13 protein-coding genes are annotated in these 18,815 nt (G+C 39.3%); 8 read left to right on the forward strand and 5 right to left on the reverse strand.

Annotated features, from left to right (window positions below; translation table 11 throughout):
- Nucleotides 1-46: 46 nt before the first annotated feature.
- The 4 genes from K333_RS0106955 to K333_RS0106970 are packed head-to-tail and all read left to right on the forward strand — an operon-like array spanning nt 47 to nt 7,138.
- Nucleotides 47-1,189 (forward strand): fimbrillin family protein, encoded by a 1,143-nt coding sequence (locus K333_RS0106955; RefSeq protein ID WP_024989863.1) that lies wholly within the window; start codon nt 47-49, stop codon nt 1,187-1,189.
- Nucleotides 1,189-2,910: a fimbrillin family protein gene (locus tag K333_RS0106960; protein WP_154653005.1), complete on the forward strand. Its 1,722-nt coding sequence runs from the start codon at nt 1,189-1,191 to the stop codon at nt 2,908-2,910. The genes K333_RS0106955 and K333_RS0106960 overlap by 1 nt, the downstream gene beginning before the upstream one ends.
- Nucleotides 2,907-5,225, forward strand: coding sequence for a fimbrial tip adhesin FimD (gene fimD / locus K333_RS0106965; protein WP_161624553.1), 2,319 nt, complete (start codon nt 2,907-2,909; stop codon nt 5,223-5,225). The genes K333_RS0106960 and fimD overlap by 4 nt, the downstream gene beginning before the upstream one ends.
- The gene (locus K333_RS0106970) at nt 5,225-7,138 is read left to right on the forward strand and encodes a hypothetical protein (protein ID WP_161624554.1); all 1,914 of its coding nucleotides are present in this window, start codon (nt 5,225-5,227) and stop codon (nt 7,136-7,138) included. The genes fimD and K333_RS0106970 overlap by 1 nt, the downstream gene beginning before the upstream one ends.
- Here the strand turns inward: K333_RS0106970 and K333_RS0106975 are convergent.
- The gene (locus tag K333_RS0106975; protein ID WP_024989859.1) at nt 7,135-7,986 is read right to left on the reverse strand and encodes a patatin-like phospholipase family protein; all 852 of its coding nucleotides are present in this window, start codon (nt 7,984-7,986) and stop codon (nt 7,135-7,137) included. The two genes, K333_RS0106970 and K333_RS0106975, sit on opposite strands and share 4 nt — an antisense overlap.
- A gap of 147 nt (nt 7,987-8,133) precedes the next feature.
- Between K333_RS0106975 and K333_RS0106980 the strand changes: the two genes are divergently transcribed.
- The 4 genes from K333_RS0106980 to K333_RS0106995 all read left to right on the forward strand — a co-directional run bounded on the left by K333_RS0106980 (nt 8,134) and on the right by K333_RS0106995 (nt 14,492).
- Nucleotides 8,134-9,534 (forward strand): aminopeptidase P family protein, encoded by a 1,401-nt coding sequence (locus tag K333_RS0106980; RefSeq protein WP_024989858.1) that lies wholly within the window; start codon nt 8,134-8,136, stop codon nt 9,532-9,534.
- 26 nt (nt 9,535-9,560) lie between these two features.
- Nucleotides 9,561-10,763 carry a C1 family peptidase gene (locus tag K333_RS0106985; RefSeq protein ID WP_027452495.1) on the forward strand — a complete coding sequence of 401 codons (1,203 nt, stop codon included), beginning with the start codon at nt 9,561-9,563 and terminating at the stop codon, nt 10,761-10,763.
- A gap of 89 nt (nt 10,764-10,852) precedes the next feature.
- On the forward strand, nt 10,853-12,583 hold the full coding sequence (recJ, locus tag K333_RS0106990) for a single-stranded-DNA-specific exonuclease RecJ (protein WP_024989857.1): 1,731 nt from the start codon (nt 10,853-10,855) through the stop codon (nt 12,581-12,583).
- A gap of 4 nt (nt 12,584-12,587) precedes the next feature.
- Nucleotides 12,588-14,492 (forward strand): RecQ family ATP-dependent DNA helicase, encoded by a 1,905-nt coding sequence (locus K333_RS0106995; RefSeq protein ID WP_024989856.1) that lies wholly within the window; start codon nt 12,588-12,590, stop codon nt 14,490-14,492.
- 71 nt (nt 14,493-14,563) lie between these two features.
- On the opposite strand, the gene ilvC is transcribed toward K333_RS0106995, so the two are convergent.
- The 4 genes from ilvC to ilvB all read right to left on the reverse strand — a co-directional run bounded on the left by ilvC (nt 14,564) and on the right by ilvB (nt 18,815).
- A complete protein-coding gene (gene ilvC / locus K333_RS0107000) occupies nt 14,564-15,616 on the reverse strand; it encodes a ketol-acid reductoisomerase (RefSeq protein ID WP_024989855.1) in 1,053 nt (350 codons plus the stop codon).
- 125 nt (nt 15,617-15,741) lie between these two features.
- A complete protein-coding gene (locus K333_RS0107005) occupies nt 15,742-16,515 on the reverse strand; it encodes an acyl-[acyl-carrier-protein] thioesterase (RefSeq protein ID WP_024989854.1) in 774 nt (257 codons plus the stop codon).
- A 41-nt stretch (nt 16,516-16,556) separates the two neighbouring features.
- Nucleotides 16,557-17,084 carry an acetolactate synthase small subunit gene (ilvN, locus tag K333_RS0107010; protein WP_024989853.1) on the reverse strand — a complete coding sequence of 176 codons (528 nt, stop codon included), beginning with the start codon at nt 17,082-17,084 and terminating at the stop codon, nt 16,557-16,559.
- A 12-nt stretch (nt 17,085-17,096) separates the two neighbouring features.
- Nucleotides 17,097-18,815 carry a biosynthetic-type acetolactate synthase large subunit gene (gene ilvB, locus K333_RS0107015; RefSeq protein ID WP_024989852.1) on the reverse strand — a complete coding sequence of 573 codons (1,719 nt, stop codon included), beginning with the start codon at nt 18,813-18,815 and terminating at the stop codon, nt 17,097-17,099.

Genomic DNA, 18,815 nt, shown 5'->3' on the forward strand with positions numbered 1-18,815 from the left:
GACAGGATAATACAATATTATATTCTTTGTGTTTAGAGTATTTGATATGAACAGGTCAAGTATCATAAACATTTTGGGATTTCTCTTGCTGACAACCTTACTCTATGGTTGTTCTGGAGAAACCCCAGAATCCTTGACACCTTCTTCAGAAGATGTCATGCGGATACCTATGTCCTTTCAAATCTACTCTGCACGCAACACAACCCATACAAGGGCCAACACGGATTATTACATCGACGGAACTAAAAGAAAGTTTCTTCCTGTTGGCTCCAGTTTGGGTGTATTCGCATATTATACCAATAAAAAGACTTGGTCGGAAGCAAAATCCAGTATCGAGCCCAACTTTATGAACGACCAGGAAATGAAAGTCATGGCTTCGGTCGGTCAAAATGGCGTAAGTCTAAGCTACAATCCTACTAGATACTGGCCAAACGATGACAATCAGAAAATCACTTTCTCTGGATATTATCCTTTCGCAAGCGAAAAGGATAACCACGGTATCAGCATCATCGAAGGAGGACTTAACAACTTTAAGCCTGCTCTCAATTTTAGAGTTAAAAATAACTCCGCTGAGCAAATCGACCTCTTATTGAGCGATGTGCTCAACGACAGGACAAGATCTGATGCTACTCATCCCATGGTACTAAAATTGAATCATACACTAAGTCAGATTGTTGTCAAGATAAAACTTTCTGACGAGTATAAGAACGAAAATGTAAAACTCACGGGAAGAAACTGGAAGATAAGAGGTGTATACAACACTGGTAATGTATATATGGATTGTACCGATCCGCATTCTCAGATGGTAAAATGGCAGGACAGAAGTTATAGTACTGGTAACTATACCACATGGAGATATGAAGCTCATTCTATTGACGATGCACATGAGGATACAACAGCCAGTAACAAAAATGTGTTACTGCTCATCCCACAAACCGTCACGTCACATGCCGTTATCCGTATTGGATACGATTTAAAATTCTTTGCCGATGATCATACTACTGAGTTATATCATTATGATAACAATACGACAGAGATTGACTTGAACAAGGCAGGTATCACGGAATGGAAACCAGGAATGAGATACACTTACACCTTTGTCGTAGGTCTCAACGAAATCAAAATAAATGCCACAACGACAAACTGGTTAGAAGAAACAATTAATTACGACGAAAACTTCAATAATTAATGGTAAAGACTAGTCCATATCAGCAAATATCAACAATATTGACCATAATATGTATTGTTATGGTTACTGCTTGTACTGACTCAGAACCGAACCAGATGAGTCCTGTATTTTCTGACCACGCAGTCCTTTTATCGGCAGGGAATCATGACACACGTTCAACCGAATACTTTTCGATCAATAATGATGATGATCTGAAGAATAAAGGATTCTGGCTATGGTGCTATTATACTGGTACTGATGATTTTAAATCGACAAAGTCAGAAGATGGTGTACAGACCATCATGGATAATTTACCTACTCAATGGATTGCTTCTGAAAATGCATGGAGCTATGGTACGAAGCGATATTGGCCTACAGGAGAAAACAAGTTGTCGTTCTTTGCTCTCGCATATAACTCTGACTGTAAACCTTTTCCCGGTAAGGACTCTGAAAAGAGAATCATCTTAGGAAATGACGCTACGACGGGACTACCTACTCTTACTTATAAAAATGGTGACATTCCTAGTGGCCAGGAGGATATACTTTGGGCAACACGTACAAATGGTATGCCATATACCAACGAGACAATGCCGAAAGATAAGACTGTACACTTGCAATTTAATCATGCATTAGCAAAGGTCTCATTGGGAATCTCTGCCTCTGGAACATGGGACACGAAGAGTGAACAGAGTGAAATCAGGGAGATAAACAATGGTATATGGTATAAACATTACAAGGAATATACCGTTACAGAAACTACAACGGAAAAGATGCTCATCAAGAACGTTACCGTAAGCAACTGCTACGAAACGGGCACTTTATTACTGAACAATACTGAGGCGTATACTCCTATATGGGAAAACAGAGGGGGCAACTTCTCTTACAACTTCAATACAGATATCAATAGTACCTTAAGATATCACGATGATATTGCTCTCGATAATCAACCTGATGGCATCACCGACAAGACACAGGAAATATTGAAAGACAAAAAATACTTCACGATTATCCCACGCGAGGTTGCTGCTGAAAACAATATGCAGATAAAGGTAACTTACGTGAGACTCTTCAAGAAAACGAAATATACATTCCGTGCAAACAGAAACTTTTTGGGGAATTATGAGGACTTCAGTTGTATCAATGAAGATGATCCTGATGTCGAATGGGAACTCGGGAATGAGGAAACCGTAAGTTCTGAATGTAACAGTAATATCATTGGAGGTAAGAAGTATAATCTACTCTTCAACTTTGATGCTAAATACGCAACAATCACACTAAAGCCTATGCCTTGGGAAGTTGAAGAACAGGAAATCACATCGGATAATACCATCAACATTGCAGAAGGTGGTACGATTAAATTTCTGGATTTATCCCCTGACGTCAGAATCGATTATGAGAAGGGCTATTGCTATACAGGTCCGAGAGATGTGAAACTCAAATTTCATATCAGTTTACCGAAAGGTAGCAAATGGATGGCAAGTCTGATTACCTTAAAAGGTAACGAGAATGCTTTTACCTTCGTTGACAATGATGGATATGAGGTTACTACGCTCGAGGGACCTATCGGAAAGGAAGCTATCATACATATAAAGGCTAAAAATGTTCTTACTTCTATTGAGAACAGGGCTTTACTTCGCATCTATGCAATCACCCAGGATGGTAAGACGAGTATTATACGAAGTCTTGTACCTAATACATATAATTACAGGGAGTGGACACTTATTCAGGAGGTAAACGAATGACAAAGAGGATATTATACATCGTTTTATTACCACTACTCATGCTGTTGTGCTTGAGCAGTTGTTCTGAAATAGTAGAAAGCGAAATGGAAGGTGAAAAGGGATATGTAACCCTCAGGCTTTCTGTTCCGAGACCTGTCATCACTACCCGTGCGGGAACAGAAGATGATGATATAGAAGGCCAAGAGAACGCAATAAAAACTGCAACTCTGTTCTTCTACAGAAATGGGGATGGCGAAGACTCGCAAGCTAGATATACCGTAAATGGTGTTACAACGAACTATGATAGCGCCACGAATAGCTATACTGTCAGTGTCCGATTATCTATACAGAATCGTAACGATATTTTCGGCAACAAAAACAATGGTTTGGGTAAAGTATTTGTCGTAGCCAATTCTACGACAAACTTTGGTAGTGGAAAAACAATCCGCGAAATTAAACAGACTTCTACGCAGACTGCATTCAACACTGGTAAACCTACAAGTTTTGTAATGGTAGGTCAAGGAGATGTCACATTGACTGACGAAGTCGCAGTAGGAGATGTCAATCTGCAAAGAGAAGCAGCAAAAATAAGACTTTATCTGAACATATCCGAGGAAGTGCAGACTGAGGAAAATCTCGTGATTACAAAATGGAAACCTGATTTAAAGAATAGTGAACTTAAATTGGTGTTGAACAATGGTGTAAACAAGACGCTGCTCGGTGGAGGGTATGCAGCAGACGAGAATGACTTTTTCTCACAGGAAGTAGACTTCACACAAGGAGAATATAAAAGGAATTCTTCTGATGAAACGTCTTACTCTTATGCGAGCGCACCTCTATATACTTATCCATCAGCATGGAACGGAATAGATTCGCACGAAATGACCTTGATACTCTGTGTACCTTGGTATAATACGACTACCAATACTACAAGACTTTCTTACTATCAGCTCAGTGTGAACAACATCAAGAGAAAAGTAGAAAGTAACCATTATTATAAGATATTCCTCAATGTAAACAGTCTGGGAAGTTCCAATAAGGGAGAACCTGTGGATATGTCTCCGGCTTCGTTCATCATCCAACCTTGGGGAACTGTGGATGTGGGTGCAGGTTCACAAAACAACAAGGATGCAGATGGTGTACTTATGAGATATCAATATCTGGTAGTCTCACCAACAAGTATTGACTTAAAGAACAATAATAGTACTGAAATCAGTTATTCTAGTAGTTCTGCTCTTGATATGGCAAACACCAGAGTATCAAGAGTGGAATATACAAGTTATGACAATAGTGGCTATACGACAGAAACAGTTTTAGAAGGATACCAAGTTCCTTCCAGCTATAAGGTTACCGATAATGGTTTAGGAAAAATCACTTTCGTGCATGACCAAACGGGTACATACGTGATGCAAAAAATTACGATACAGATCACGAATAACGACGGATTAAGTGAAAGTGTGAATATCGTGCAATATCCACCTATCTATATGACCAGTGAACCTGGAGGAAATGCTTTCGTAGATGGTTTCTTTGCTTATGCGGAAGATGGATCCAACTGGGGTATTCCTAACTATGATGTTCCTAACACGTATCATAGTGCTACATATGAAAGCAACAATTATGGCACTTGGTATCCAAATTCATACGATAGAAATTCTGGCTATTACATCAATACGCCATACGGATGGCTTATGCTCTCCTATCCTTCCAACTTACAGAATGCAATTACCAACATCTTCGTGACTTCGTTCAACAAAAATAATTGTACCTATTATGACGGAAGTTCTTACTACACTTATAAGATTGGTGATCCGAGAAGAAACGCTGGATGGGGAGCAAACGACCTCAAACCATATCTTATTAGTCAATATACGAGAAATGGAGCTTATTATTATGTTTATAAAAACTGGGAAAATGCAGACAAGATAAAGATTGCATCAAGCGACGAAAGTTGTAGGAGTGTCATCTCACCATCCTTTAAGATTAGTTCTGCTTTTGGTCTGTGTGGTGGAGATATCCTATCATTTACAGATGCCACTAAGCGAGCTGCCACCTATCAAGAGAGTGGCTATTGTGCCGGCAGATGGCGCTTGCCTACTGAGGCCGAGATTATGTTCGTATATACACTACAACAACAAAACAAAATCGCGAGATTGTTCATTAATAACGTTTATTACTGGACTGCAAGTGGTAGAATCTTTTATAACGGGGCTCTCTACACACAAAATGAAATAGGAACAAACAGAGCATATCTGCGCTGTGTATATGACACTTGGTATTGGGGTAACAGCAAAAGTAATACACCATCCATTTATGAACCAAAACCAACATTGTAATGACAAAGATTAGATTTTACATATATATATTATTTGCGCTACTGCTTACTGCATGTAGTGAATCTGAAATGCTGACAGATTCTGCCAACTCTCAGAATGGTTCTTCTGTTGTCATCAATGCTTCATTCAGGATTCCTAAGTCAGGAATGCTATCAAGAGCTTGTGGGGAGAGTCCGGAGATTACATCGCTGTATGCCCTCGTCTTTGATGAAAATGGACTGCTTTCCGAAATCGAAGAATGCCATCCGGGTAGTGAAGCTAACCCACAAAAACATTTTAGTTCTATGGGGACAAACTATCTCACTTCTTTTTATGTCACTCTGCATGAATCTCATTCCCCACGTATCGTGCACTTGCTGGCCAACTATCCATGCTCTAGTCTTGACATCATCGATGAATCGCACTTGATGCGTAAACTTACCGTCACCAATCATGTTGATGCTTACTGGCAACGCATAGAACTTAGGGATGGTATTATTCCTGAGCCAAACTCGAATACTCCTACACAGGAAACACGAAGCCATTTTCTGAATGTCTCCATGATTCGTAATTTCGCCAAAATCACGATTTCCAAGGATACAGCAAATATCCCTGACAGTAAGTTCAAAATCAATGGATATTATGTTTTCAACCAACCTAAATTTGGAACTGTTGCACCTTATAATGTCAACTCTAGTGCTGATCCTAGTGACCCTATTGCCAATCGATTCGCAAACTATATAGATAATAGTGGAAACACTAGAACTTATAAGAACCTTTATGATGATAAGTATTATGGCTATGAACCGGAAAATCGGGAATATGAATCGTATGATATAGACAATATCGCATGGAAATCTCCCAACGAGCCTACTTATATCTATGAAGCTACTTATCGTGAAGATGCCGGCAATCCATTCATCATTCTGAAAGCTAGTTATAATGGAGGAGCCGACACCTACTATAAGGCTGCTTTATGTTATCCTGAGGAAAAAAAGGATGGAGATGATACTTATAGAACTATGATATACTATAATGTGATCAGAAACTTCCGTTTTAATCTAAATGTTACACAGGTGTCTGGAGAAGGTTCCAAGACATTACAGGATGCATTGGTATCGCCTCCAATGAACAACTTCCAGGGTAGTACGGAAGCGGAGGATCTAAACAATATTGCTTCTGAAAATATGAGACTCTTTATCTCTTCAACGGATATCATGATCAATGATGCTACGCCTTTCCAACTTAAATACAAGAATATCGCAGATAAAACTTCTAACCCTGTTATCATCTGCAATAAGCGTAAGAGAGAATTAACGAGTACTGACAATCCAAACTATTATGTTACAATTGTTGGTCTAGATGGGAAAAATAATAAAGGTACGGTGATTGAAAGTGCTACGCTAAGCGACACAAACGATGCTGATGGATATCGTACGATTACGATTACACCAACAGTTGTACCACAAACACAGCAAATACAGACTATCTCTATTTATAATAGTGGTAATCTGTATCGTACTTGTAAGATTTATTATCGCAAGAAGATGGATTATTCTGTAGAAATTTCAAAAACAGGAGATGCTCGCATTGATCAGCCTGTGAAGATCACTATTGGTATTCCTGCAGACCTCACCAAAGCTCGTTTCCCTTTAGAATTTCATATTGAGAATGCTGACAACAACTCTCTCTACCCAGATACTCAGGCCCCTGGATTCATAGAGATGCCTGTCATCGTAGATAGTAGGAAGCACTCTTATTTCTATAATAGGTTTATTACTTGGGAACAATACGAAACAGCTCCTAATACGAATGGTATAAGATACTTCGATTGTTACTTCCGTACTTACAAGGCGATGTATGGATCTACATCTATACCGGTATCTACCAATAAATATTTTAATTCTCCGGTCAATGTAAACCTTGAGAATTAGTTTTCTGTATTCAATTGGCGGCAGAAGTCTTCTCCCAAAGCGAATCCTTCTTCATACAATCGCTCCAACTTCTCTGTATCGCGAGTCATTCGTTCTACCTCTAACGGGCGTTTGGGACGGATACAGACAATTTGACCAGAAGCCTCTAAATCCTCGATTTTTTGAAGTTGCTTGTTATACGACTCATGTCTATGACTCAAAGCTACGCGAAGACGAGGATACTTTTTATAGATAAAGTTTGGTACCTTACGGTCTTTGCCCATATCACGCCACCCCTTGTTGCGTGTAAGAATGACGACATTACGAGAATGACCGGTTTCTATAGCTCGATTGATAGGAATACTATCAACAATTCCCCCATCAAGCATCGGCTTGCCATCAACCATTGTAATCTTACTAACATAAGGTAAACTTGATGATGCCTTCACAATATCCAGCGAGCGCTGAATGTCACCATATTCATGGAGATACTCAGCCTTTCCCGTATTGCAATTGGTAGCAACGACTTCAAACTCATGGGCATGCTTCCAGAATTCTTGAAAATCAAATGGTAAGAGTTCTTTAGGGAACTGCTCATAAAGAAGTTTCTGATCGAATATACAACCTTGGGTTACTAGATGACGGAGACCTATATAATCATAGCGCGCAAGATAATCAATGTTAGAAATACGAGCACGACGAGGCTGACGGCTCATATACGACATACCATTACAGGCACCAGCGGATACTGCCACAACATAATGAAAATACAAATTATTCTTCATAAAGGCATCGAGTACACCAGATGTAAATACACCTCGCATCCCCCCTCCTTCTAAAACCAATCCTGTTTTTATATCTATTTTCATAACTATCCTTTCATCACGCTTTTACTAACATTCGACTCTTAAACTTTTATAAATTTAAAGAGGTTTCTACATTTTAGTTGCAAATATAATACATTTTTAATAGAATTTGTGTAACTTTGCAATCGAATTTCATCTAAAAGAGAAATTATGTTTAGAAAAGAAACTTATGTACAGCGCCGTAACGAGTTGAAAAAACTTATAGGTAGTGGCGTTATCCTTATATTTGGCAACAATGAGTCACCTTGTAATTTTCCTAACAATGGTTATTACCCATTCCGTCAGGATAGTACTTTCCTGTATTTCTTTGGACAGAATCGCGATGGACTTGTAGGTGTCATTGATGTTGACAATAATACGGAAACTCTGATTGGTGACGATATCGATATCGAAGATATTGTATGGTACGGTAGTGTAAATTGCGTAAAAGATTTAGCCGCAGAAGTTGGAGTGGAAAATTCTGCCCCAATGAAAACTCTTAAGGCTATCTGCAATGATGCTATGGGTAAGAAACGCAAAATTCATTTTCTGCCACCTTATCGCTATGATATCAAGTTACAGATTTTCGATCTTTTGGGTATACATCCAAACCAGCAAAAGTTAGAAGCTAGCATGCCCCTCATCCAAGCTGTAGTAAAGATGCGTTCTACCAAAACCGCCGAGGAAATCGAAGAACTGGAGCGTGCTGCTGTTATTGGATACAAGATGCATACTACTGCCATGAGACTAACAAAACCGGGAGTAACCGAGAAATTCGTAGGAGGACAGGTTGACGGCATAGCTAATTCATATGGAGCTATGGTAAGTTTCCCTACTATATTCTCTCAGCATGGAGAAATCATGCATGGTAACCCTAGTCTGAACATATTGGAAAGTGGAAGACTGGCTCTCTGTGATGCAGGTGCGGAAACCGTAAACAATTACTGCTCGGACAATACCCGAACCTATCCCGTAAACGGTAAGTTCACACAGAAGCAATTAGATATATATAAGGTTGTAGAAGAATGTCACGATATGACTTTGAAACTTGCTAAGCCAGGCGTGAAATATGCAGACGTCCATTTTGCGATTTGTCGCAATATCTTCAACCGCATGAAGGAACTTGGACTTGCTAAAGGTGACACCGAAGAGGCTGTAAACGCTGGTGCACACGCAATGTTCCTACCACATGGACTTGGACACATGATGGGTATGGATGTACACGATATGGAAAACCTCGATCAAATCAATGTCGGTTTTGATGATGAAGTACGTCCTAACCTTGAGCAATTCGGTACCAACTGTCTACGTATGGGACGCCGCTTACAAGAAGGTTTCGTTGTAACTGATGAACCTGGTATATATTTTATTCCGGCACTTATCGATGAATGGAAAAGTAACAAGCATTGTGCAGACTTCCTTAATTTCGAAGAACTGGAAAAATACAAAGACTTTGGTGGTATCCGCATCGAAGATGATGTATTAATCACTAAAGACGGATGCCGATTCATCGGTAAAGACAGAATACCTTATCATCCACAGGATGTTGAGGATTTCATGAGCAATAATTAATATAAAAGAAAATAGAGATTTTATTTATGAGAAAAGTATTAGCTATCGCCCTTATGGCATTATGTGCTACAGGGGTCAACGCAAAAGCTGCAAAAGACTCAGTGAACAAGAATAAACCAGTTTTCACTGTAATTAAGGAAAACCCTATCACAAGTATCAAGGACCAGAATAGAAGTGGTACATGCTGGGATTATTCTACCTTAAGTTTCTTTGAGAGTGAAATTCTGAAAAAAACAGGTAAGACATATGACCTCTGCGAAATGTTTGTTGCCAACAAGACATATCTTGACCGCGCTATCATGGCAGTTCGCATGCATGGTGATGTAAGTTTCTCAGAAGGTGGTTCTAGCTATGACCCATTGTACTGTATCCAGCACTATGGCATCATTCCTGAGAATGCTATGCCTTTACCAGGTACTCTTTATGGTGATTCGCTGGCAAACTTCTCTGAGTTCTTCTCAGTACTTACTCCATACGTTGAGAGCGTAGCAAAAAGCAAACAGAGTAAACTGTCTCCAGCATGGAAGACTGGTCTTCAAGGAATCCTTGATGCTTATCTTGGCAAATGCCCAGAGAAATTTACCTATCAGGGCAAACAGTACACTCCAAAGAGTTTCGCTGCAAGTCTAGGACTTGACTGGAATGATTACGTAAGTTTCACTTCATATACCCACCATCCATTCTGGTCTCAGTTTGCTGTCGAAGTACAAGATAACTGGCGTTGGCCTTTGAGCTACAATGTCCCTATGGAGGATCTCTGTAAAATTATCGACAATGCCATCATGAACGGTTATACTGTAGCTTGGGGTGGTGACGTAACAGAGGATGGTTTCACCCGTACAGGTCTTGGTATCGCATACGATCAGAAAAAGGTTCGCTCTATGGCTGGTACTGATATGGACCACTGGTTCAAACTCTCTAAGACTGCTAAAAAGGAGAAGCTTGATTCTCTTGGTGTAAATGCTCCTGAGATCACTCCTACACAGCAGATGCGTCAGGAGGCATTCGATAATTGGGAAACAACCGACGACCATGGTATGCATATCTATGGTATTGCTAAAGATCAGAATGGTCGTGAATACTATATGGTAAAGAACTCATGGGGTGAAAGCGGTGACTATAAAGGCATTTGGTATATGACCAAGAACTTCGTAGCTTACAAGACTATGGACTTCATGGTAAATAAGAATGCTGTACCAAAGGACATTCGCAAGAAACTTGGACTCTAATCCATAATCGGCATATAAAAAAGCGCAAAACTTTCGTAGTTTTGCGCTTTTTTTGTTACCTTTACACGCAGAAATAAAAAAATTCTAAAATGCATTTTAAATGGAAGTACTCAACACCTTCATCTGAGCAAGATGTACAAGCCAAAGAATTAGGTACCAAGTTAGGTATCAGCCCTATCTTGGCACAACTTCTGATTAAACGCGGAATTACAACAGAATCGGCTGCAAAAAGATTTTTCCGCCCACAATTAGCAGACCTCATCAATCCCTTTTTGATGAAGGATATGGACATCGCAGTTGACCGCCTCAATGATGCTATGGGACGCAAAGAACGTATTATGGTATATGGCGACTACGACGTTGATGGGTGTACAGCCGTTGCCCTAGTATATAAGTTTCTGCAACAATTCTATTCTAACATCGAATATTATATCCCAGACCGTTACGACGAGGGATATGGTGTGAGTAGAAAAGGTATAGACTATGCGAAAGAAAAAGGTGTAAAACTAATCATAATTCTAGACTGCGGTATCAAAGCCATCGATGAGATAGCATATGCTAAAAGTTTAGGAATAGACTTTATCATTTGCGACCATCATGTTCCAGACGAAATCATGCCAGACGCGGTGGCAATTCTTAATCCCAAGCGTCCTGATGACACATTCCCCTTCAAGCATCTTTGTGGGTGCGGTGTAGGATTTAAATTCATGCAGGGATTCGCCAAAAACAATGGCATCCCATTCTCGCGCCTTATCCCCCTACTCGACTTCTGTGCAGTGGCAATAGCAGCCGACATCGTGCCTGTAGAGGACGAAAATCGTATACTCGCTTTCCATGGTCTCAAACAACTCAATCAAAATCCTTCTGTAGGATTAAAAGCTATTATTGATATCTGTGGACTCAATGGAAGGGAAATTTCCATGAGCGACATCGTTTTCAAGATTGGTCCTCGTATCAATGCTTCCGGACGTATGGAAAATGGGAAAGAAAGCGTTGATTTGCTTGTTGAAAAAGATTTCAGTTCTGCTCTGAGAATGGGAAAGCATATCAATGAGTACAACGAACAACGAAAGGATATCGATAAACAGATGACAGAAGAGGCTAATCAAATTGTCAGCAGATTAGACTCACAAGCCCATCGTTCTTCCATCGTACTATATGATGAGGGATGGAAGAAAGGTGTAATTGGCATCGTTGCATCACGATTAACAGAAATATACTTCCGACCAACAGTGGTTATTACTCGCGATGGTGAACTGGCTACCGGATCTGCACGCAGCGTAACAGGATTTGATGTTTACTCTGCTATCAAGAGTTGTCGAGACTTACTCATCAATTTCGGAGGACATACCTATGCTGCAGGTCTGACACTAAAATGGGAGAACATCCATGAATTCAGAGAAAGATTTCAAAAATACGTGGAGGAACATATCGAACCAGAACAAACAGAAGCAACCCTTGATATCGATGCTGTAATAGACTTTAAAGATATTACCAAAAAGTTACATAGCGACTTAAAGAAGTTTGCTCCTTTTGGTCCTGGTAATCAGAAACCTATTTTCTGTTCTATAGGTGTTTACGATTATGGTACCAGTAAAGTAGTCGGACGAGAACAAGAGCACATTAAGTTGGAACTTGTTGATTCAAAATCCAGCAATATAGTAAATGGTATAGCCTTCGGACAAAGTGCAAGTGCAAGATATATCAAGAGTAAACGTTCCTTTGATATTGCATACACGATAGAAGATAATGTCTTCAAGCATAACCAAGCACAATTGCAAATCGAGGATATCCGTCCAAACGAGCAACAAGAATTATAAACTTATGGCTGATAAATATCTAAAGGTATTACAGCAATATTGGGGTTATCCCGACTTTCGCGGAATTCAAAGAAATATTATAGAGTCTATAGGCGAAGGACGGGATACGCTTGGACTTATGCCTACAGGTGGTGGAAAATCTATCACTTTCCAAGTTCCTGCACTTGTCAAGGAAGGTGTCTGTATCGTCATCACTCCTCTAATTGCATTAATGAAAGATCAGGTCGTGCATCTATGCGAAAGGGGAATACAAGCTGATGCGATATACTCAGGCCGTACCAGACAAGAGATTGTACAGGTATTGGAAAATTGTATCTTTGGCGGTGTCAAAATACTCTATATCTCACCGGAGCGACTATCTTCGGAGTTATTTCAGAAGAAACTTTCTCACATGAAGGTTAGTTTCATTACTGTTGATGAAGCTCATTGTATTTCTCAATGGGGATATGATTTCCGACCTTCTTATTTAAGCATCGCTGATATTAGAAAACTCAAGCCTGATGCACCGATATTAGCTTTAACAGCAACTGCTACTCCAGATGTTGTAGAAGACATACAAGACCGACTAGGTTTTAAGGACAAAAATGTCTTCAAGATGAGTTTTTATCGGAAGAACCTAGCCTACGTTGTTCGTAACAGTTCGGATAAATTCCAAGAATTGGTGCATATCTTACGTTCTGTTCCTGGTTCATCTATTGTGTATGTGCGTTCCAGAAAAAGATGCAAGGAAATTTCAAATGCGCTAAATGACTCCGGGATATCTGCAACCTTCTACCATGCAGGATTAGATTCCGCAACAAAGGATGAACGACAAGATAAATGGCAGCACGATGAAGTCCGTACCATGGTCGCTACCAATGCTTTTGGTATGGGTATCGACAAACCTAACGTACGAGTTGTCATACATATCGATTGTCCAGACTCTTTGGAGGCTTATTTCCAAGAGGCAGGTCGCGCAGGACGTGACGGAAACAAGGCATATGCGGTATTACTTTATAATGATGGTGATCAACGTAAATTAGAGAAGAGAATCGTCGATTCTTTTCCTACTAAAGAATATATTGCTGATGTCTACGAACATCTTGCCTATTTTTATCAAATTGGTATAGGAAGTGGAAAAGGGAGAACTTTTGAATTCAACATTGAGAAGTTCTGCTTCACCTATAAATATTTTCCAATTCCTGTAGACTCTGCACTAAGGATTTTAGAACGTTCTGGTTATATTCATTATGAGAGTGACCCTGATGACAATGCTCGCGTCATGTTCAAACTAACAAGAGAAGATTTATACTGTCTCAGAACTACAAATCCAGACGAGGAAAACGTAATAACAACCCTACTACGTCTATACGGAGGCTTATTCACAGACTATGCCTATATCGATGAGAGTATGATTGCTATGCAAACTGGAATAAATAAGCAACAGTTATATCTTATTCTAAAAAGTCTCTCAAACAGAAAAATAATAGATTTTATCCCCCGTAAAAAAATACCATACATCACTTATCTTCAAAGGAGAGAAGACGGAAGCAATATCTTTATATCCCATGAAGTATATGAAGAACGTAAGGAACAGTATATCCGACGAATTCGATGCATAGAGGCATATGCTAAAAATGATCATGTTTGCCGCTCCAGACAATTATTACGATATTTCGGTGAAGAAAATGATAAAGACTGTAAAAAATGTGATGTTTGTTTGTCAAATGTATCAGAAAATGTTCAGGAAAATCGTCTAGCAACAGGAAGAAATAGAATCATAGAACTTTTAGACCATAAAGATGAAGTCACATTACAGGATATAGAATCAATAGATTTATCCAAAGATATTATCGATAATGCACTACAACAACTTATTGATGAAAATATCATAGCCATTAAAGGCACCCAGGTCATCCTCATTCATTAAGCTATATATAAAAAATGAGGATGACTCTCTCACGAGAACCATCCCCCCAAACATTATGTACGAGAAAAAAATTAGTCTTCACCATCATACTCTGGACGAAGTTTACGAACAGTTTCACCTGCACGCCACATTTCCATATCGTGCATAGCCTTAAGTTCAGCATTAAGCTTAACACGATAATCAGCCTCAGAGTTTTTGTCAATTGAAATCTGTGCTTCGTTACCAGTCTTAACTGATAAATACAACCATTCCATTACAGGCTTAATAGCCTCACGGAAACGAGGAGCCCAATCAAGAGCACCACGCTGTGCTGTTGTAGAACAGTTAGCATACATCCAATCCATACCCTTTTCACCAAATAGAGGCATCAAACTCTGCGTCAACTCCTCAACAGTTTCATTAAATGCCTCCGATGGAGAATGACCATGTTCACGAAGTACTTCATACTGAGCTTCCAACAAGCCCTCGATAGCACCCATCAATGAGCCACGCTCACCAGTCAAGTCTGATGTTGCTTCACGCTGGAAAGTAGTTTTGAACAAATAACCTGCACCAATACCAATACCGAATGCAATAGTTTTGTTTTCTGCATTTCCTGAAGCATCCTGATAAATTGCATATGAGCAATTCAATCCACGACCTTCCTGGAACATTGTACGAAGTGATGTACCAGAACCCTTAGGAGCAACCATGATTACATCAATATCCTTTGGAGGTACTACACCTGTACGATCTTGCCAGTTAATAGCAAAACCATGAGAATAATATAATGTCTTACCTGCTGTAAGATATTTCTTAATCTGTGGCCATACCGCTATCTGACCGGCATCAGAAAGCAACATACAAATAATAGTACCTTTTTGAACAGCTTCTTCAATGGAAAATAGAGTCTTTCCTGGGACCCAACCATCAGCAACGGCTTTTTCATAAGTCTTACCCTGTCGCTGACCCACAATCACGTTGAACCCATTATCTCGAAGGTTACAAGCCTGACCTGGACCCTGAATACCATAGCCAATGACTGCAATCGTTTCATTTTTCAGAACTTCACGTGCTTTCTCTAATGAGAACTCTTTGCTGGTGACAACAGTTTCAATTACGCCACCAAAATTCATTTGTGCCATATTACAAATTCTTTAATTGCGATCAACGATGATCGCGGTTCTAACGTTATATTTATTCAATTGTGTTCGCTCACAATTTCTGATTGCAAAGATAATAATTTCTAACTAAATAACAAAATTTTCTATCACTTTTTTACAAATTTAAGCAACATTCTTACAACTTCTTGTTCTATATCATTTTCTTCGTTGCTTTTTGTTATTCTAATTGAATATTCATTATTATTTTCTTGCAAATAGATGTTCAATTTATCACCTTGATGACTTTCTGCGACATAAGCTATTTCTACCCTTTTCAATTGATGACTGCGATAGAAATCTAAATCAAAAAGATCTAAGACATGCTCTAGATATTTTATGCTATTTATATGTCCATTAACATCAACATCATTATAATAGGTATCAATAGTACGGACTAGTTTCACGTCTCCATCCAATTTCACTCTGGAACTTTTGGCAATCGGACAATCCTTATCTTTTTCTATGTATTTCTCGATAAGTCCATCATGAATAGCTAAAATATCTGTAGGCTGTCGCGTATCTGTATCTATCATTGCCCAAACACTCCGACCATAGCCATAAACTTTTGTATTATCTCTACTCACGACTTTGAAATTTCTACTTGTAAAGAATTTCATGGTCCCTTCTACCCAAGTTTCAATACTGAACTTATCGTAAGCCGATGGCATATCTTCCATTTCTATTGCCAATCTACTAAGAACCCAAGTCTTATGTATAGGATTCAGATAACTTATTCCATATCCGCGATCGTTACTATGAAAATCTGCAGCATTAAGCATTAGATTTCCTAGATACCCCATCATCAGATGATGAGAGAAATCACAATGGAATGGTTCTGACAAAAAATCGTATCGTCCAACTTTTGATAATAGCTCGCACATATTATATTTATTCTAATTTTTTATATACCTATTATAATATATTATTTTTCATTCAACAATTCACTCACAGGTTCCTCAAAACTACGTGTTACCGCAATTCTTCCGCTTCGAGTATATTGCAACATACAATCAAATTCTTGCAAACAATGAAACAAATCTGCGATGTCTTCCGTCAAACCAGCAAGGAGCACCGTACTATAAGTTGGATTTACTTCCATCATTCTGGCATCATGTCTACGAATCGTACGGGAAATCTCTGGATTATCCAACAGTTTAGGAGTTGATATCTTAAAAAGGGCTACCTCATGAATGAAAAGTTCCTCATCCGTGTAATAACTACTTTTTACAACATCAATCTTCTTCTCTATAGCCTTATTAATCTTATTGATTTGCTCTTCATTACTCCATACCGTTATGGTATATTTGTGTATACCATTGATACTACTGGCAGATACATTCAAACTCTCGATGTTTACTTGTCTACGAGTAAAGACTGCTGTAATTTGATTTAGGATACCAGCGATATTTTCCGAGTAAACCAGTAATGTATATAATTTCTTATTTTCCATATCAAAACTCTTTTAATAATCCAAAACCAGTTCCATATCATCAACACTCTTACCAGGAAGCGTCATCGGAACAATATCTTCATCTTCCTTGATAGCACACTCGAGAAGATAAGGTCCTTTTGTTTTCAACATCTTGTCGATTTTATCCTTAAGATCTTTACGATCGATAACAACATCATAAGGAATATTATAAGCCTTGGCGATATCTTGATATTTAGGATTCAACATATGTGTAAACGAATGGCGTCCCTCAAACATCAAATCTTGCCACTGGCGAACATTTCCAAGATAATTATTGTTCAACAGTATCATCTTTACCGGTGCCTGTTGTTCCATGATGGTACCCAATTCCTGTATACTCATCTGAAAGCCACCATCCCCCATAAAACAGCAAACCGTTCTGTCAGGAACTCCAAAACATGCGCCGACAGCTGCAGGTAGAGCAAAGCCCATCGTTCCGAATCCTCCACTTGTAACGATAGAACGTTTATGCTTGAATTTAAAATATCTGCTTGATATCATCTGATTCTGTCCCACATCATTCACAAGTACAGCTTCACCATCTGTAGCATCGGCGACAGCATTGGTAACCTCGCCCATAAGCAAAGGACCTTCTGTCGGATGGATATCCGGATCTATCACTTTTTCCTTCTCCATTTCATAAAAAGGCGTAAAAGAGTCGATCCATTCCTTATGTTCATTTTTCTTAAGCAAACGTGTTATTGCCGGCAACGACTGTTTGCAATCACCAACAACAGCAACATCAGTTTTTATAACCTTATCTATCTCAGCATGATCGATATCCAAATGTATAACCTTGGCTTGCTTGGCATAAGTAGAAGGTAAACCTGTAATACGATCACTGAATCTCATACCAATAGCGATAAGTACATCACATTGCTGAGTCTGCATATTAGTAGCATATGAACCGTGCATACCCAACATACCCATATTTAAAGGATGATCACTCGGTAATGCAGAAAGACCAAGCAAGGTTCTACCTGCAGGGATATCTGCTTTCTCTAGAAATTCGAGCAATTCATTCTGAGCATTACCGATTTCTACGCCATGCCCAACCAATGCAAATGGCTTTTTCGCATGATTGATAAGTTCTGCAGCCTGAGCCACTGCATCTTGTTTAATCTCTGGATATGGATTATAAGAACGAACCTCAGTAGTCTTTACCGGGCCATTCCATTCACAAGTATGGGTCTGAGCATTCTTAGGAAAATCAAGAACAACAGGTCCTGGTCGACCGCTCTTAGCGATATAGAAAGCACGGCTCACTGCCCATGCCACATCTTCAGGACGTCTTATCTGATATGCCCATTTGGTAATAGGTTGGGCAACGCCAACCAAATCAACTTCTTGGAAAGCATCTGTTCCAAGGGCGCCGACACCGACCTGACCTGCAATAATAACAACAGGAATACTATCTACCATAGCATCGGCAACACCAGTCAACGTATTTGTAGCACCAGGGCCACTAGTAACCAAAGCTACACCCACTTCTCCACTCACTCGGGCATATCCTTCTGCCGCATGAGCAGCAGCCTGTTCATGACGAACTAGGATATGATCAAACATTTTGTTTTCACCTCTGGTATAACCATATAGTGAGTCGAATACTGGCATTATAGCACCACCCGGATAACCAAATATTGTTGTTACCCCTTCGCTTTGTAATGAGCGCATCAGCGCTTCTGATCCTGTTATTATCTCTTTTTCCAT

The organism is Segatella albensis DSM 11370 = JCM 12258 (assembly GCF_000426565.1).
Taxonomy (GTDB): Bacteria; Bacteroidota; Bacteroidia; order Bacteroidales; family Bacteroidaceae; genus Prevotella; species Prevotella albensis.

Bases quoted from the DNA above. Each gene is read 5' to 3' on its own strand.
- K333_RS0106955 (WP_024989863.1), top strand. From the start codon at position 47: ATGAACAGGTCAAGTATCATAAACATTTTGGGATTTCTCTTGCTGACA.
- K333_RS0106960 (WP_154653005.1), top strand. From the start codon at position 1,189: ATGGTAAAGACTAGTCCATATCAGCAAATATCAACAATATTGACCATA.
- fimD (WP_161624553.1), top strand. From the start codon at position 2,907: ATGACAAAGAGGATATTATACATCGTTTTATTACCACTACTCATGCTG.
- K333_RS0106970 (WP_161624554.1), top strand. From the start codon at position 5,225: ATGACAAAGATTAGATTTTACATATATATATTATTTGCGCTACTGCTT.
- K333_RS0106975 (WP_024989859.1), bottom strand. From the start codon at position 7,986: ATGAAAATAGATATAAAAACAGGATTGGTTTTAGAAGGAGGGGGGATG.
- K333_RS0106980 (WP_024989858.1), top strand. From the start codon at position 8,134: ATGTTTAGAAAAGAAACTTATGTACAGCGCCGTAACGAGTTGAAAAAA.
- K333_RS0106985 (WP_027452495.1), top strand. From the start codon at position 9,561: ATGAGAAAAGTATTAGCTATCGCCCTTATGGCATTATGTGCTACAGGG.
- recJ (WP_024989857.1), top strand. From the start codon at position 10,853: ATGCATTTTAAATGGAAGTACTCAACACCTTCATCTGAGCAAGATGTA.
- K333_RS0106995 (WP_024989856.1), top strand. From the start codon at position 12,588: ATGGCTGATAAATATCTAAAGGTATTACAGCAATATTGGGGTTATCCC.
- ilvC (WP_024989855.1), bottom strand. From the start codon at position 15,616: ATGGCACAAATGAATTTTGGTGGCGTAATTGAAACTGTTGTCACCAGC.
- K333_RS0107005 (WP_024989854.1), bottom strand. From the start codon at position 16,515: ATGTGCGAGCTATTATCAAAAGTTGGACGATACGATTTTTTGTCAGAA.
- ilvN (WP_024989853.1), bottom strand. From the start codon at position 17,084: ATGGAAAATAAGAAATTATATACATTACTGGTTTACTCGGAAAATATC.
- ilvB (WP_024989852.1), bottom strand. From the start codon at position 18,815: ATGGAAAAAGAGATAATAACAGGATCAGAAGCGCTGATGCGCTCATTA.